Raw genomic sequence first — 15,342 nt, 5'->3', positions numbered from 1 at the left:
GGCCGGAGGGCCGCCCGCGCGGGCGGCCCTCCGGCCGGACCGTTCAGGCGCCGGGCAGGCCGACCGTACGGGCGAGTGCGGTGACGGCCTCCCGGAAGAAGACCTCCCGGTCGTCCACCACCCGGTGGAACTGGCCGAAGATCTCGAAGGAGACCAGCCCGAACAGCTGCGACCACGCGGCGATCAACGGGACCACGGCCTGAGGGGGCAGGTCGGGGGCGATGTCCGCGACCTGCCGTTCCGCTTCGGCGCGCAGATCACCGGCGAGCGGCGGCGGGGCCAGCTCGCCCGCGCGGTGGGCGTCCGCGACCACGGCGATCAGGACGAGGCCGACCCGGGCGGCGGGGCCGATCGTGGCCTGGGGCGCGGTGTAGCCGGGCACGGGCGAGCCGTAGATCAGGGCGTACTCGTGGGGGTGGGCCAGGGCCCAGCCGCGCACCGCCCGGGTGACCGCGAGCCAGCGTGCGAGATGCGGGGCGTCCTCGGCGAGGGCGGCGCGGTGGGCGGCTTCGGCGGCCCCTCCCACGGAGTCGTACGCGTCGACGATCAGGGCGGTGAGCAGCTCGTCCCGGCTGGGGAAGTAACGGTAGAGGGCGGACGAGGCCATGCCCAGCTCGCGCGCGACGGCGCGCAGCGAGAGCTTCGCGGCGCCCTCGGCGGCGAGCTGTCTCTTCGCCTCGTCCTTGATCGCCGCGGTGATCTCCGCGCGGGCGCGTTCCCTGACTCCTCGGACAGTGCTCATGCCTCCAGTCTGCCATGGAGGAAGAGCACCGACCAAGAACGAGAGCAGTGCTCTTGCTTTACGGTACCCCGCTCGTGCACACTGATCTCAAGCGAGAGCACCGCTCTCAAGAAGTCGAGGAGTCCCCATGTCCCAGCCGTACTACCTCCGTGGCAGCGCGATGAACGTCCGGATGAACGGCCTGATCGGCTGGCTCGCCCGCCGGGGTCTCAGCCTCTTCGGCTCGGCCGAGCTGTCGGTACCCGGCCGCAGGAGCGGGCAGATGCAGCGCATCCCGGTGAACCCGCACACGTACGAGGGCGCGCGGTACCTGGTCTCCGCGCGGGGCCACTCCCAGTGGGTGCGCAACATGCGCGCGGCCGGCGGCGGCGAACTGCGGGTGGGCCGGAAGGTCCACGCGTTCACAGCCGTGGAGATCGCGGACGACGAGCACAAGGCGCTCGTCGTCCGCGCCTACCTGGAACGCTGGGGCTGGGAGGTCAAGGACTACTTCAAGGGCATCACGGCGCAGTCCTCGGACGCCGAACTGCTGGCGGCCTGCCCGGACCACCCCGTCTTCCGGATCGCCGTGGAGCGGTGACCGTACGCCCGAACGGGCCGGGGCCGACGAACGGGGCCGGGGCTAACGGTCCATCGCGGACAGGGCGCGCTGCGCCAGCGGGTGCGTACGGACCAGCTCGCCGAGCGAGGTCGTGCCCCGGGTGATCCCGGCGAACGCGTTCCAGGCGGGACGGAAACCCGTCAGCACGGCGTGCAGCACTCCGGGACGGCGTTCGAACAGCTTCAGCATCCGCCGCCCGACGCCCATCTCGACACCGAGGCCGGCCTTGATGGCGAACGCGTAGTTCAGCGCCTGGCGACGGGCGTCCACCGCGTCGTGCGACTCCGCGATCCGGACCGCCCATTCACCGGCCAGCCGCCCCGACCGCAGGGCGAAGGAGATTCCCTCGCGGGTCCACGGCTCCAGCAGCCCCGCCGCGTCGCCGCAGACCAGGACCCGGCCCCGGGAGAGCGGCGAGTCGTCGCTGCGGCAGCGGGTCAGATGGCCGGAGGAGATCTTCGGCTCGAAGCCCGCGAGACCGAGCCGGGCGATGAAGTCCTCCAGGTACCGCTTGGTGGCCGCGCCCTCGCCGCGCGCCGAGATCACGCCGACGGTCAGCACGTCGCCCTTGGGGAACACCCAGCCGTAACTGCCGGGCAGCGGGCCCCAGTCGATGAGCACCCGGCCGGCCCAGTCCTCCGCGACCGTGGGCGGGACCGGGATCTCCGCCTCCAGGCCGAGGTCCACCTGGTCGAGCTTGACGCCGACATGGGCTCCTATCCGCCCCGCGCTCCCGTCGGCGCCGACGACCGCGCGGGCCAGCACCGTCTCACCGCCGGACAGCACCACGGCGACCGTGCGCCGGTCGGGCACCGCGGCACCGTGCTGCTCCACCCGCGTCACCGTCGCGCCGGTGCGCAGCTCGGCTCCCGCCTTCTGCGCCTCCTCGACCAGGCCGGCGTCGAACTCGGGGCGGTTGATGAGCCCGAAGAGCATCCGCTTGGAGCGGCGGGTCCGCGCCAGACGGCCGTTGAGCGAGAAGGTGACCGCGTGGATCCGGTCCCGCAGCGGGAGTTCGAACCCGGGCGGCAGCGAATCGCGCGAAAAACCGATGATGCCGCCACCGCATGTCTTGTACCGGGGAAGCTCCGCCTTCTCCAGAAGCAGGACCCGCCGACCGGCGACTGCCGCCGCGTAGGCCGCCGAGGCCCCGGCCGGTCCGCCGCCGACTACGACGACGTCCCACACGGACGACTCTTCGTGCTCCTGTACGGCGTCTGCGTTCTCGCTGCTCACGATGTGCTTCTGCTCCCGATCCCACCAGTGGCCCATGCTGCTCACGGCATCCTACGGCGCGTCTCCCCCGGCCCCCGCTGTGGGAGGATCGACCGTACGTTCGTCCTGCGTGCGACGCCGCACACTCGGTGCGCATGCGGCCGGATTCGTCCAGATAACGTCGCACCCACGAGGAGCGTGCCCATGACCGCCCGTCCGATCGCCGAGACCATCTCCTCGCTGATGCCCCGCGCCAAGTCGGAGCTGGCCGAGCTGGTGGCCTTCCAGTCGGTGGCGGACCCCGCGCAGTTCCCGAAGAGCGAGTGCGAGGCGGCGGCCGACTGGGTCGCCGACGCGCTGCGCGCCGAGGACTTCCAGGACGTCGCCCTGCTGGACACCCCCGACGGCACCCGCTCGGTCTACGGCTTCCTGCCCGGCCCGGCCGGCGCCCCCACCGTGCTGCTGTACGCGCACTACGACGTGCAACCGCCGCTCGACGAGTCCGCCTGGCTCTCCCCGCCGTTCACGCTGACCGAGCGCGACGGCCGCTGGTACGGGCGCGGCGCGGCCGACTGCAAGGGCGGCTTCATCATGCACCTGCTCGCGCTGCGCGCCCTCCGGGCCAACGGCGGCGTGCCGGTCTCCGTCAAGGTGATCGCCGAGGGCTCCGAGGAGCAGGGCACCGGCGGTCTGGAGCGGTACGCCGAGGCGCACCCCGAACTGCTGGCCGCCGACACCATCGTCATCGGCGACACCGGCAACTTCCGGGTCGGGCTGCCGACGGTCACCGCGACGCTGCGCGGCATGACGATGCTGCGGGTCACCCTCGACACCCTGGAGGGCAACCTGCATTCCGGGCAGTTCGGCGGCGCCGCCCCGGACGCCCTGGCCGCGATGATCCAGCTGCTGGCGTCGCTGCGCGCCGAGGACGGCACGACGACCGTCGACGGGCTCGCCCAGGACACCGAGTGGGACGGACTCCAGTACCCGGAGGCCGACTTCCGCAAGGACGCGAAGGTGCTCGACGGGGTCGGGCTGATCGGCACCGGCACGGTCGCCGACCGCATCTGGGCCCGGCCCGCCGTCACCGTCATCGGCATCGACTGCCCGCCGGTGCTCGGGGCCACGCCCTCGGTGCAGGCGAGCGCGCGGGCCCAGATCAGCCTGCGGGTCCCGCCGGGCCAGGACGCCGTCGAGGCGACGGAACTGCTGACCGCCCACCTCAGGGCGCACACCCCGTGGGGGGCCAGGATCTCGGTGGAGCAGGTCGGCCAGGGCCAGCCCTTCCGGGCGGACACGTCCAGCCCCGCGTACACCTCCATGGCGCGGGCGATGGAGTTCGCGTACCCCGGCGAGAAGATGCAGACGTCCGGGATGGGCGGCTCGATCCCGCTCTGCAACACCCTCGCCGCCCTCTACCCCGAGGCGGAGATCCTGCTCATCGGGCTGAGCGAGCCCGAGGCGCAGATCCACGCGGTGAACGAGAGCGTGTCGCCCCAGGAGCTGGAGCGGCTCTCCCTCGCCGAGGCCCTGTTCCTGCGGAACTACGCGGAGTCCAAGCAGGGCTGACCGCCCCCGGCCGGCCCGTTCCGGGTCCCGCTACGCGTTCGGCGAAGCTCGCCGAGAGCGTAGAACGGGGTCCCGAGGCGGGCCGGAGACGTACGTTCGCGGCATGGACCTCGTCGAAGTGCTTCCCCGGCTGCACATGTTCCGTTTCTCCATCGGTCAGGCCTATCTGTGGCGTGACGGCTCCGATCTGACGCTGATCGACGCGGGCGACGCCGACGCCGCGCCCGCGATCGAGTCCGGGATACGCGAACTGGGCCTGGACCCGGGCCGTGTCTCCCGGATCGTCGTCACCCACGGGCACGAGGACCACTACGGCGCCGCGCGGGAACTCGCCGACCGGCACGGTGCCGAGATCCTCGCGCACGGCGCGGACGCGGCGGTGATCCGGGGCGAGGAGACGATGGCGGCCCCCGTGCTCCTGGACTGGGAACGCCCGTTGTGGGAGCGGACGCGGACCGTCCCCGCCGCCCCGCCGACCCGGGTCGACCGCGAACTGGCCGACGGGGACGTGCTCGGGTTCGGCGGCGGGGCCCGGGTGGTGCACGCCCCGGGCCACACCCCCGGCTCGATCGGGATCCATCTGCCGGAACACGGTGTGCTGTTCACCGGGGACTGCGTGGCCGGGGTCGGCCGGGTGATGCTCGGTGTCTTCAACATCGACCCGGACCTGGCCCTGGCCTCCTTCCGGCGGCTGGCCGCGCTGGAGCCGGACACGGTCTGCTTCGGCCACGGCGATCCGGTGGCCGGGGGCGCGGCGGCGGTGCTGCGCGCCTCAGCCGACGGGGATCCCGGCCTCCAGGTTGAGCACGGTTGAGCGTTCCCGGGCCCGCAGCGCCCAGCGCAGCCGTGCGTACCGGGTGGGCGGCAGCAGGTCGGCCGCCTCCTCCTCGGTGACGAACCGCCAGCCGCGCAGTTCGGAACCGGGGAGGAGCAGCCGCCGGGCGTCCGCCCCGGTGAGCCGCCCGCCGTCGAAGAGCAGCCGCAGCCCGCCGAATCCGGGCGGGTCGGGCGCCTCCCAGTCGATGACCAGGAGCGTGGGCACCCGGTCCAGATGGATGCCGATCTCCTCGAACACCTCGCGGATACCGGCCTGGGCCGGCGCCTCCCCGGACTCCACCACCCCGCCGGGAAACTCCCAGCCGGGCTTGTACGTCGGGTCGACGAGCAGCACGCGGTCGTGCTCGTCGAAGAGCAGCACCCCGGCGGCCACGGTCTCTGCGGTCGGCTCGGGGGTCTGGACGATCTCGCACGGGGCGGCGGTGCCGTCGCCGACCGCCTCGGCGATCCGCTCGGCCGTCGCGTACGGGGTCAGCGCCCCGGAATCGATGAGGTGCGCGTCCCGGGTGAGCCAGCCGAGGGCCGCCCGGTAGGGCTCGATGTGCTGGTAGGCCCACTGCCGTACCCGTTCGCTGTGCTCCGGGTCGTCGGGGTCCTCCACCCGTTCGGCGATCCGCGCACGCAGGATCGTTTCCTCGGGTGCGAGCAGGACATGGTGCACGGGGATGCGCCGGGAGGCCAGCCCGCCGAAGATCTCGTCGCGGTACTCCTGTCTCAGCAGGGTCATCGGCACCACCAGAACCCCGGGCACCTCGGTGAGCAGCGCCGCGGCGGTGTCCACGACCAGGCGGCGCCAGATCGGCAGCTCCTGGAAGTCGGTCACCTCGGCGAGTCTCTTCTGGGGCAGCAGCTGCCGCAGCCCCGCGCCGACGAGCTCGGGGTCGTACAAGGTGCTGTTCGGGATCAGATCGATCAGTTCACGCGCGACGCTCGACTTGCCCGCGCCGAACGCGCCGTTCACCCAGACGATCACGGTTCCCCCTCTTCCGTAGCCCCCTGAGGCTTGCCCGCAACACCCCGCCGCGAAAACCCGGCCGGGGCGGCGGTTGTCTCCCGGACGGGACCGACGGCGGCGGCCGGGCCCCTCAGCCCTTCGTCGAGCCGAGGGTGAGACCCGCGATGAAGTGGCGCTGGAGCAGCAGGAAGACCACCAGGGTGGGCAGGGCGACGATCACCGATCCGGCGGCGAGCAGGTTGTAGTCGGTGAAGAACTGCCCCCTGAGGTTGTTCAGCGCCGAGGTGATGGGGAGCTTGTCCCCGTCGGAGATGAAGACCAGCGCCCACAGGAAGTCGTTGTACATCCAGGTGAACTGGAGCGTGCCGAGCGCGGCCAGGGCCGGGCGGCACAGCGGGAGGGTGATCCGCCAGTACCGGGTCCACACGCCCGCTCCGTCGACGACGGCCGCCTCCAGGATCTCCTGCGGCAGGGTGCGCATGAAGTTGGCCAGGACGAAGACGCAGAAGCCGAGCTGGAAGCCGATCTGCACGGCGACGACGGCCCAGTAGGAGTCGTACATCGTCATCGAGTCGGACATCCAGTACGGCAGCGGGACGCGGTTGAACAGCACGTACAGCGGGGTCACGATCACCTGTTGGGGCAGCAGGTTCCCGGCGGTGAAGAACATGAGCAGGACGAGGCTGCCGCGCATGTGCAGCCGGGCCAGCGCGAAGGCCGCGAACGATGCGAGGAAGAGTGTGACGAGCACCCCGGGAACGGCGATGAGCAGGGTGTTGACGAAGTACTTCGTCATTCCGGAATCGGTGAACGCCTGCCGGTAGTAGTCCAGGGAGAGGTGGCGCGGCAGCGAGAAGTAGCCGTGCTCCGAGGTCTCGTCGTACGGCCGCAGCGAGGCGTACACCGCGAGCAGGAGCGGGGCGAGGAAGGCGAGGGAGACCGCGGTCAGGAAGAGGTGGACGCCGACGCGGCCGGGGCGGAAGCGGCGGCGGGCGGCCCGGACCGGTGGGCCGGGTCGGGCGGGGGCGGGGGCGGCCGGGGCGCTCAACGGTTCTTCTCCCCTCGGTACTCCTGGACGAGGTACGTCACGACGAAGCCCAGGGAGACCAGCAGCAGGACCACGGCGATGGCGGAGCCGAAGCCGATCCGGCCGGCCTCGCCGATGATGTTGTCGGTGACCAGCACCGAGAGCAGTTCGAGTCCGTTGCGGCCGTGGTTGACGGCGTACACGATGTCGAAGGCGCGCAGGGACTCGATGACGGTGATGACGCCGACGATGACGTTGACCGGGCGCAGGGTGGGCAGGACGACGCGGAAGAAGGTCTGGGCCTCGCCCGCGCCGTCGATCGCGGCGGCCTCCTTGAGGGAGGGGTCGACGGCCTTCAGCCCGGCGAGGTAGAGGATCATCACGTAGCCGGTGTGCCGCCAGGCGGCGGCGAGGAGCACCACCCAGATGTTGAGGTCCGGGTCGCCGAGCCAGTCGGTGGGCGAGGCCGTGTCCCCGAGGACGGCGTTGAGGGCGCCCTGGTCGCGGGAGAAGACCAGTTGGGCGATGAAGCCGACCACGGCCAGCGAGAGCACGACGGGCATGTACAGCGTCGACTGGTAGAAGCGGCTGAAGCGCACGCCCCGGTCGATGAGTACGGCCAGCAGCAGGCCGAACGGGGTTGCGACCAGGCCGAGGAAGGCGAGCCAGAGCAGATTGTGCCGGGCCGCGGGCCAGAACGGCGGGTAGTTGGTGAAGAGGTTCTCGTAGTTCCGGGTACCGGCCCACTCGATGTCCCCGACACCGTCCCAGTCGGTGAAGGAGAGGGCCACGGAGGCGAGGGTCGGCCCCCAGACGATAACGATGTCGAGCAGGACGGGCATGCCGAGCAGCACACCGAGTACGGCGAGGTCGCGGCCGGTGAACCGCCGCATGGACCGCCGTCCGGCGCGCCGGGCCGGGTTCAACGACACGGTCGGGGCTCCAGGTTCGGTCGGATGGTGTCGGGGCGGGCCGGGGTCATCCCGCGGCGAAGAGGGACTTCTTCTGCCGTTCGATGCTGTTGACCAGTCCGTCCACGTCGTTCGGGTCGCTGATGAACTGCTGGATCGCCGGGATCATGACCGTGGAGGCGAAGTCCGGCCGGGTGTCCCGATCCAGGAACTGGGAGATCTGCTTCGCCCCGGAGACGAGTTCCACCGCCTTCTTCTGGATCGGCGAGTACGCGGAGATGTCCGCCCGGTCGTTGACCGCGATGTTGTTCGGGTCGCTCTTCAGGTAGATGTCCTCGGCCTTTCCGGTGGCCAGCCACCTGAGCAGGTCCTTGGCGCTCTCCAGGGTCTTGCGGTTCTTGAGGTTCTTCGACTTCGCGGCCAGCAGGAACCCGTCGATGGGCGCTTCGACGGCGTCCTGCCCGTGTTCCGGTGCGATGACGGGAAAGGGGAAGAAGTCGAGGTCGTCCTGTTCGTCCTTGGGGAACTGGGCGCCGGGGTGCGGCAGTCCGAAGACGCCCATGCCGGCCTCCTTCTTCTGGAGGCCGGCGGCCGCCTCCTGCCAGGTACGGCCGTTGGCGCCGGGCTGGCAGAACGGGAGGAGCCGCCGCCAGGTGTCGAAGACCTCCCTGACCCGTCTGTCGGTCCAGGCCACCTCGCCGGCCATCAGGCTCTTGTGGAACGCGTAGCCGTTGGTCCGCATGTCGATGTAGTCGAAGGTGCCCATGGCGGGCCAGCCGTCCTTGTCGCAGAAGGCGATCGGGTCCAGTTTGTCCTTCCGCATCTGCCGGGCGAGCGCCACGTACGCGTCGAGCGTCTTCGGCACCTGGTAGCCGCGGTCGGCGAAGAGGCTCTTGCGGTGGAAAACGGCCCACGGATAGTAGTAGTACGGCGTGAGGTACTGCTTTCCGTCGGCCCCGGTGGACTGGGCCTTCAGCGCGTCGGAGAAGCCCTCGTATTCCTGCCAGAGATCGCTGATGTCGTGCAGCAGACCCTTCTCGGCGAAGAACTGCATCCGGTTTCCGGCGAACCACATGAAGACGTCGTCCGGCTTGCCCTGCAGATATCGGTTGATGTTCTCCTGGAAGGTGTTGTGGTCGACGGTGTTGACCTTCACCTTCCGCCCGTCCGACTGCGCCTCGTACGCGGCGAAGGCGTCGGCGAATGCCTTCTTCGGGACCGGATCGGAGGAATTCGACCCGAGGGTGATCGTCTTTCCGTCGCCGCCGGGCCCGCTGCCGCAGGCGGTCAGCAGTGCGGGCAGCGCCACGGCTCCGGCACCGACGGCCGCACCCCGCAGCAGACTCCGCCGGGACATCCGGTGTCCCGCCACACTTCCCGGCACGGTGTACCTGCCGTCATCAGACTGCGTCATGCCCGACTCCCTCGGAGATGCAACCCAACACAACCGAACGTGCGCTTGGATCTCACCCCCAACTATTCGTGCCGTCAAGGGTTTTGACGAGATGCCAGTTAACTGGCGCCACTCCCCTTCCAACAGACTCCAACACGCCCTAACGTAATCGCACTCATTGGCGTGCACATGACGCCATCCGATCATGCGAGTGTGGAGGAACGTGACGATGCGTCATCTTCCAACCCGTACAACCCGAACCGCTCGGGCGGCCCGCCGGGCCGCAGGAGCGCTGGCGGCCGGGCTGCTGTGCGCGGCGGGAACGGCCGTACCCGCCGGCGCCGCGGACTCCCCCGCGCCGCACCGCGCCGTCGCCCCGCAGTCCGGAAACGGCCTTGCGCTCACCCCGCCCATGGGATTCAACAACTGGAACTCCACGCATTGCCGGGCGGAGTTCGACGAGTCGATGATCAAGGGGATCGCCGACATCTTCGTCGAGAAGGGCCTCAAGGACGCGGGATATCAGTACATCAATCTCGACGACTGCTGGGCCGCACCGCAGCGCAATGCGGAGGGAAAGCTGGAGGCCGACCCGAAGCGCTTTCCGAACGGCATCGAAGCCGTCGCGGACTACGTCCATTCCAAGGGACTCAAGATAGGCATCTACACCAGCGCCGGTACCAGGACCTGCGACAGCGTCGGCCTCCCGGGCGCGCTGGGCCACGAGTACAGCGACGCGCGGCAGTTCGCCGACTGGGGCATCGACTACCTCAAGTACGACAACTGCAACAACCAGGGCGTCGACGCCAGGCAGCGCTACAGGACGATGCGGGACGCGCTGGAGGCGACCGGCCGCCCGATCGTCTACAGCATCTGCGAATGGGGCCAGAACAAGCCCTGGGAATGGGCCGGTGAGGTCGGCAACCTCTGGCGCACCACCGGCGACATCAACGACAGCTGGGGCAGCATGCTGTCGATCATGAAGCAGAACCTGCCACTGGCCGCGGCGGCCGGACCCGGCCGCTGGAACGACCCGGACATGCTGGAGGTCGGCAACGGCGGCATGACGGACACCGAGTACCGCACGCACTTCTCCATGTGGTCCGTGATGGCGGCACCGCTGCTCATCGGCTCCGACCTGCGCGGGGCGAGCGCGGAGACCTACGAGATCCTCTCCAACCGCGAGGTCGTCGCGGTCGACCAGGACCCGCTCGGCAAGCAGGGCACCGTGCTGTCCTCGACCGACGGACGCTGGGTGGTCGCCAAGGAGATGGCGGACGGCAGCCGCGCGGTCGCCCTCTTCAACGAGACCGACAGCGCCCAGCACATCGCGACGACCGCAGCCGGGGCGGGGCTGCCGAAGGCCGACGGCTACACGGTGCGCGACCTGTGGGAGCACCGGACGTACAACACGGCGGGCGCCCTGGCGGCGACCGTCCCGGCCCACGGCACCGTGCTGCTGCGGGTGGCCGCCGACGACGGCTGGGCCGCGTACCCGCCCGCGGTCGGGCTCGGGATCGACTCCGCGCCCCTGCTGGAGGCCGGCCGCACCACCACCCTGACCACCACCGTCACCGACCTGGGCCGCACCCCGGCCAAGGCGGTGACGGCCCGGCTGGACGGCCCCTCGGGCTGGCGGGTGGAGGCGGTGTCGCCGACCGGCGCGCCCGCCCTGCCCACCGGCCGCTCCCTCACCACCCGCTGGCGGGTGACGGCCCCGGCGTCCACCCCCGCCGGCGCGTACGGTCTGACGCTCGACGTCCGCTACAGGGCGCCGAACGGGACCCGCGCGCGGTCCGCCGTCCCGCTCGGCGCCCATGTGGTGGTCGCGCCCCCGGCGGGCACCAGCTTTCTGAGCGATCTGCCACGGCTCTCCGCGAGCAACGGCTGGGGCCCCGTGGAGCGGGACACCAGCAACGGGGAGAGCGCGGCGGGCGACGGCAACCCGATGACGATCGGCGGCACGGTCTTCGCCAAGGGGCTCGGTGTGCACGCCCACAGTTCCGTCGAGTTCTACACGGGCGGGGCCTGCTCCACGGTGACGGCGCGGGTCGGCGTGGACGACGAGAAGGGCGCCAAGGGATCGGTCGCCTTCGAGATCCGGGCCGACGACAGCACGGCCGCGTCCACCGGTGTGCTGACCAACGCGATGCCCGCGCAGCCGATCGCCGCGGACGTGGGCGGCGCGCGGGTGGTGCGCCTGGTCGTCACCGACGGCGGGGACGGCACCGACTCCGACCACGCGGACTGGGCGGATCTGCGGATCACCTGCTGACGGATGGCCGGGCGGGCTGCCGCGTACCGTGCGCCCCGGAGCCCGCCCGGCGCATCCCCGTGCCCCGGAACCGGACATCCGCGGGCCCGCCCGGACGAGTCCCGTGCACCGCACCACGGCGGACCGGTCAGCCGCGGGCGGCGGGCCCGCCGTCCGGTCCCGCCCCCAGGGCCGCCGCCGCAGCGCCCACCAGGCCCGCGTCGGCCCCCATCACCGCCGGGGCCACCTCGATCCGGCGGACGAAGGAGAGCGTGGCGTACCGGGCCAGCGCCCGGCGCAACGGTACGAAGAGGACGTCGCCCGCACCGGCCACTCCCCCGCCGACCACCGCGATGTCGATCTCGACGAGGGCGGCGGTGGCGGCGATCCCGGCGGCCAGCGCCTGGGCGGCACGCTCGAAGGAGGCCAGCGCCGCCCCGTCGCCCGCCCGCGCGGCGGCGGCCACGGCGGCCGCCGAGGTGTCGCCGTCCGGTCCGGGCCGCCAGCCGTCCGCCAGCGCCCGGCGGGCGATGCTCGGGCCGCTGGCGATGGTCTCGACGCAACCGCGCGAACCGCAGGGGCAGGGGTCGCCGTCCAGTTCCACGCTCACATGGCCGATGTGTCCGGCGTTGCCCGTGGGGCCGGGGTGCGGCCTGCCGTCAAGTACGAGCCCGCCGCCGACGCCGGTCGACACGACCATGCACAGCGCGTTGCCGTACCCCCGGGCGGCGCCCAGCCAGTGCTCGGCGGCGGTCATCGCGACCCCGTCGCCGACCAGCCGGACCGGCATCCCGCTGACCAGCCCGGCCACCCGCTCCACCAGCGGGTATCCGCGCCAGCCGGGGATGTTGACCGGGCTGACCGTACCGGCCGAGGCGTCGACCGGGCCCGCGCTGCCGATGCCGACCGCCGTCACCCGCGCCCACCGGGGCGATCCGGTCAGCTCGGCCAGCACCTCCGCGACCGCGCCCATCACCGTCCCGGCGTCCTCCCGGGCCGGCGTAGGACGCCGCGCCCGGACCACCGGTGTGCCGTCGCCGCCCACCAGCGCTCCGGCGATCTTGGTGCCGCCGATGTCCAGCGCGGCGACGAGATCGGATGGCATGGGTACGGCTCCGTGGGTAGGGGGCGGGGACCTGCGGCTTCCGGAAACGGTCCGGCTCAGTCTCCCTGCCGCTGACAACGTTGTCCAGGGCCTATGCTCGACCGCACACGACCCGGCCCGCTCCCTGGCACCGCCCGTGCGGGAGCCGGCCGGTCCGCACCAGAGAACAGGACAAGCGCACCGTGGCCGAGACCGCCCGTCACCCCGAGTCCCGCTACGGCAACCGGCCGACCATGAAGGACGTGGCCGCCCGCGCCGGAGTGGGCCTCAAGACGGTCTCCCGTGTGGTCAACAGCGAGCCGGGCGTCACGTCCGACACCGAGCGCCGGGTCCAGGAGGCCATCGAGGCGCTCGGGTTCCGCCGCAACGACAGCGCGCGGGTGCTCCGCAAGGGCCGCACCGCCTCGATCGGCCTGGTCCTGGAGGACCTCGCCGACCCGTTCTACGGACCGCTGAGCCGCGCGGTGGAGGAGGTCGCGCGGGCCCACGGCGCCCTGCTCATCAACGGGTCGAGCGCCGAGGACCCGGAGCGCGAGCAGGAGCTGGTGCTCGCACTGTGCGCCCGCCGGGTGGACGGGCTCATCGTGATCCCGGCCGGTGACGACCACCGCTATCTGGAACCGGAGATCAGGGCGGGCGTCGCCACCGTCTTCGTGGACCGCCCGGCGGGCCTCATCGACGCCGACACCGTCCTGTGCGACAGCTTCGGCGGCGCCCGCGAGGGCGTCGCACACCTGATCGCGCACGGGCACCGCCGGATCGGCTTCATCGGCGACCAGCCGCACATCCACACCGCCGCCGAGCGGCTGCGCGGCTACCGTGCCGCGCTGGCGGAGGCGGGTACGGAGGCCGGGGACGCCTGGGTGTCGCTCGGCCCGACCGACCCGGCGCGAGTGCGGGACGCCGCCGAGCGGATGCTCTCCGGCCCCGAGCCGGTCACCGCGATCTTCGCGGGCAACAACCGGGTGACGGTGACGGTGGTGCGGGTCCTCGCCGAGCTGAAGCGCCGTGTCGCCCTGGTCGGTTTCGACGACATCGAGCTGGCCGACCTGCTCGGCATCACCGTCGTGTCCCAGGACGCCGCGGCCGCCGGGCGCACCGCGGCCGAGCACCTCTTCCGCCGGCTCGACGGAGCGGGGCACGCCCCGGCCCGGGTGGAGCTGCCGACCCGGCTCGTGCCGCGAGGCTCGGGCGAGCTTCCGCCCGCCTGAGCCACGCGGCCGGTGCGGCCCTCGCAAAGGACCCGCTACGGCGCGGTGACGGTGAGGCCGGCCCGGCGGGGCGAGGCGAAGCCGTCCAGGTCCTCGCGCGTCAGACCGGTCAGCCGGGCGACCTCGGCGACGTCGAGGGCGCCGCAGTCGATGCCGCGCAGGAGGTAGCCGCTGAGCGCCTTGGCGGTGGCCGGCTCGTCCATCACGTCGCCGCCGGCCTTGGCCACGTACGCGGCGAGCCGCGCGGCGGCCTGCTCCAGGCCCTCGCGGTAGAAGGTGTACACGGCCGCGTAGCGGGTCGGCAGGTGGGCCGGGTGCATGTCCCAGCCCTGGTAGTAGGCGCGGGCCAGGGCGCGGCGGGTGAGGCCGTAGTGGAGCCGCCACGCCTCGTGGACCCGCTCGGTGGGGCCGACCGGCAGGACGTTGGTGGAGCCGTCGGAGACCCGTACGCCGGTGCCCGCCGCGGCGACCTGCATGACGGCCTTGGCGTGGTCGGCGGCCGGGTGGTCGCTGGCCTGGTAGGCGGCGCTGACGCCGACGCAGGCGCTGTAGTCGAAGGTGCCGTAGTGCAGACCGGTGGCCCGCCCCCGGGCCGCGTCGATCATGCGGGCTACGGCGGCGGTGCCGTCGGCGGCGAGGATGGACTGGCTGGTCTCGATCTGGATCTCGAAGCCGAGCCGCCCGTCGGGCAGCCCGTGCGCCCGCTCGAAGGCTTCGAGGAGCCGGACGAAGGCGGTGACCTGCTCGGGGTAGGTCACCTTGGGCAGGGTGAGGACGAGCCCCTCGGGCAGACCGCCGGCCTCCATCAGGCCGGTGAGGAAGACATCCGTGGTACGGATGCCCCGGTCGCGGACGGCGGCCTCCATGCACTTCATCCGGATGCCCATGTACGGGGCCGCCGTGCCGTTCGCGTACGCCTCCGCGACCAGTCGGGCGGCGCGGGCCGCCGTCGCGTCCTCCTCGGCGTCGGGGCGGGGGCCGTATCCGTCCTCGAAGTCGATGCGCAGGTCCTCGACCGGCTCGCGCTCCAGCTTGGCCCGGACCCGGTCGTGGACGGGCCCGGCCAGTTCCTCCGGGATGCCGAGGACGGCGGCGAAGGAGGCGGCGTCGGGGGCGTGCTCGTCGAGGGCGGCCAGGGCCTGGTCGCCCCAGGACCGGAGGGTGCCGGCGGCGAAGGCGTCGCCGGGGACGTAGACGGTGTGGACCGGCTGGCGGGTGCCCGGGTCGCCCGGGTAGCGGCGCGCGAGCTCGGCGTCGACCGAGGTGAGGGAAGCACTGATCTCCTCGCTGACCGCACCGGCGAGGCTCGTTGCCACCTTCTCCTGCTGACCCATTTCCACACCCTTCACAGTCACGCCGTTTCCGCTTCCCGGAATCAACAATCCGTATAGTGAAGTTATAAGGCGCCCGGACCTGCGTCAATGGTGACGGGAAACGGGTGCGGGGCCGTGCGGTGTGTACCGCGCGGCCCCGCACCCGTTCGCCGTCCCGGGGGATGTCAGCCCTTGCGGGCGTTGATCTC

The 15,342-nt window shown here is 72.0% G+C and carries 13 protein-coding genes; 5 read left to right on the top strand and 8 right to left on the bottom strand.

Annotation, left to right across the window (positions count from 1 at the left end; genetic code table 11):
- Window positions 1-43: 43 nt before the first annotated feature.
- Window positions 44-742, bottom strand: coding sequence for a TetR/AcrR family transcriptional regulator (locus ACWC97_RS15495; RefSeq protein WP_352281139.1), 699 nt, complete (start codon window positions 740-742; stop codon window positions 44-46).
- Between the two features lie 127 nt (window positions 743-869).
- On the opposite strand from ACWC97_RS15495, the gene ACWC97_RS15490 reads away from it, so the two are divergent.
- Window positions 870-1,322 (top strand): nitroreductase/quinone reductase family protein, encoded by a 453-nt coding sequence (locus ACWC97_RS15490; protein WP_352281141.1) that lies wholly within the window; start codon window positions 870-872, stop codon window positions 1,320-1,322.
- A 42-nt stretch (window positions 1,323-1,364) separates the two neighbouring features.
- On the opposite strand, the gene ACWC97_RS15485 is transcribed toward ACWC97_RS15490, so the two are convergent.
- Entirely contained in the window at window positions 1,365-2,579 is a 1,215-nt protein-coding gene (locus ACWC97_RS15485) for a geranylgeranyl reductase family protein (protein WP_385212645.1), read from the bottom strand.
- A 183-nt stretch (window positions 2,580-2,762) separates the two neighbouring features.
- Between ACWC97_RS15485 and ACWC97_RS15480 the strand changes: the two genes are divergently transcribed.
- The gene (locus tag ACWC97_RS15480; protein ID WP_352281143.1) at window positions 2,763-4,127 is read left to right on the top strand and encodes a dipeptidase; all 1,365 of its coding nucleotides are present in this window, start codon (window positions 2,763-2,765) and stop codon (window positions 4,125-4,127) included.
- Window positions 4,128-4,230: 103 nt separating this feature from the next.
- Window positions 4,231-4,941: an MBL fold metallo-hydrolase gene (locus ACWC97_RS15475; RefSeq protein ID WP_450649668.1), complete on the top strand. Its 711-nt coding sequence runs from the start codon at window positions 4,231-4,233 to the stop codon at window positions 4,939-4,941.
- Here ACWC97_RS15475 and ACWC97_RS15470 read toward each other — a convergent pair.
- The 4 genes from ACWC97_RS15470 to ACWC97_RS15455 form a co-directional block, all read right to left on the bottom strand.
- Window positions 4,900-5,937 (bottom strand): NUDIX domain-containing protein, encoded by a 1,038-nt coding sequence (locus ACWC97_RS15470; RefSeq protein WP_450649666.1) that lies wholly within the window; start codon window positions 5,935-5,937, stop codon window positions 4,900-4,902. The genes ACWC97_RS15475 and ACWC97_RS15470 overlap by 42 nt on opposite strands.
- 112 nt (window positions 5,938-6,049) lie before the next feature.
- Window positions 6,050-6,967, bottom strand: a complete 918-nt coding sequence (locus ACWC97_RS15465) for a carbohydrate ABC transporter permease (RefSeq protein WP_450649664.1) — start codon at window positions 6,965-6,967, stop codon at window positions 6,050-6,052.
- A complete protein-coding gene (locus tag ACWC97_RS15460; RefSeq protein WP_385212679.1) occupies window positions 6,964-7,839 on the bottom strand; it encodes a carbohydrate ABC transporter permease in 876 nt (291 codons plus the stop codon). Before ACWC97_RS15460 ends, ACWC97_RS15465 begins: the two co-directional genes overlap by 4 nt.
- 85 nt (window positions 7,840-7,924) lie before the next feature.
- Window positions 7,925-9,214 carry an ABC transporter substrate-binding protein gene (locus ACWC97_RS15455; RefSeq protein ID WP_450650084.1) on the bottom strand — a complete coding sequence of 430 codons (1,290 nt, stop codon included), beginning with the start codon at window positions 9,212-9,214 and terminating at the stop codon, window positions 7,925-7,927.
- A 265-nt stretch (window positions 9,215-9,479) separates the two neighbouring features.
- On the opposite strand from ACWC97_RS15455, the gene ACWC97_RS15450 reads away from it, so the two are divergent.
- A complete protein-coding gene (locus ACWC97_RS15450; RefSeq protein WP_450649663.1) occupies window positions 9,480-11,525 on the top strand; it encodes an NPCBM/NEW2 domain-containing protein in 2,046 nt (681 codons plus the stop codon).
- Window positions 11,526-11,652: 127 nt separating this feature from the next.
- Here ACWC97_RS15450 and ACWC97_RS15445 read toward each other — a convergent pair whose 3' ends face one another.
- Window positions 11,653-12,609 carry an ROK family protein gene (locus ACWC97_RS15445; RefSeq protein ID WP_450649661.1) on the bottom strand — a complete coding sequence of 319 codons (957 nt, stop codon included), beginning with the start codon at window positions 12,607-12,609 and terminating at the stop codon, window positions 11,653-11,655.
- Between the two features lie 182 nt (window positions 12,610-12,791).
- Between ACWC97_RS15445 and ACWC97_RS15440 the strand changes: the two genes are divergently transcribed.
- Complete coding sequence (locus ACWC97_RS15440; protein ID WP_450649659.1) at window positions 12,792-13,820, top strand: LacI family DNA-binding transcriptional regulator; 1,029 nt, start codon at window positions 12,792-12,794, stop codon at window positions 13,818-13,820.
- 35 nt (window positions 13,821-13,855) lie between these two features.
- Here the strand turns inward: ACWC97_RS15440 and ACWC97_RS15435 are convergent, their stop codons facing one another.
- A complete protein-coding gene (locus tag ACWC97_RS15435) occupies window positions 13,856-15,154 on the bottom strand; it encodes a DUF6986 family protein (protein WP_450649657.1) in 1,299 nt (432 codons plus the stop codon).
- Window positions 15,155-15,342: the final 188 nt, after the last annotated feature.

The organism is Streptomyces sp. NPDC001108, assembly GCF_053598535.1.
Note: the sequence above shows the minus strand (reverse complement) of the source record. Positions and strands in the feature narration are given on the sequence as shown.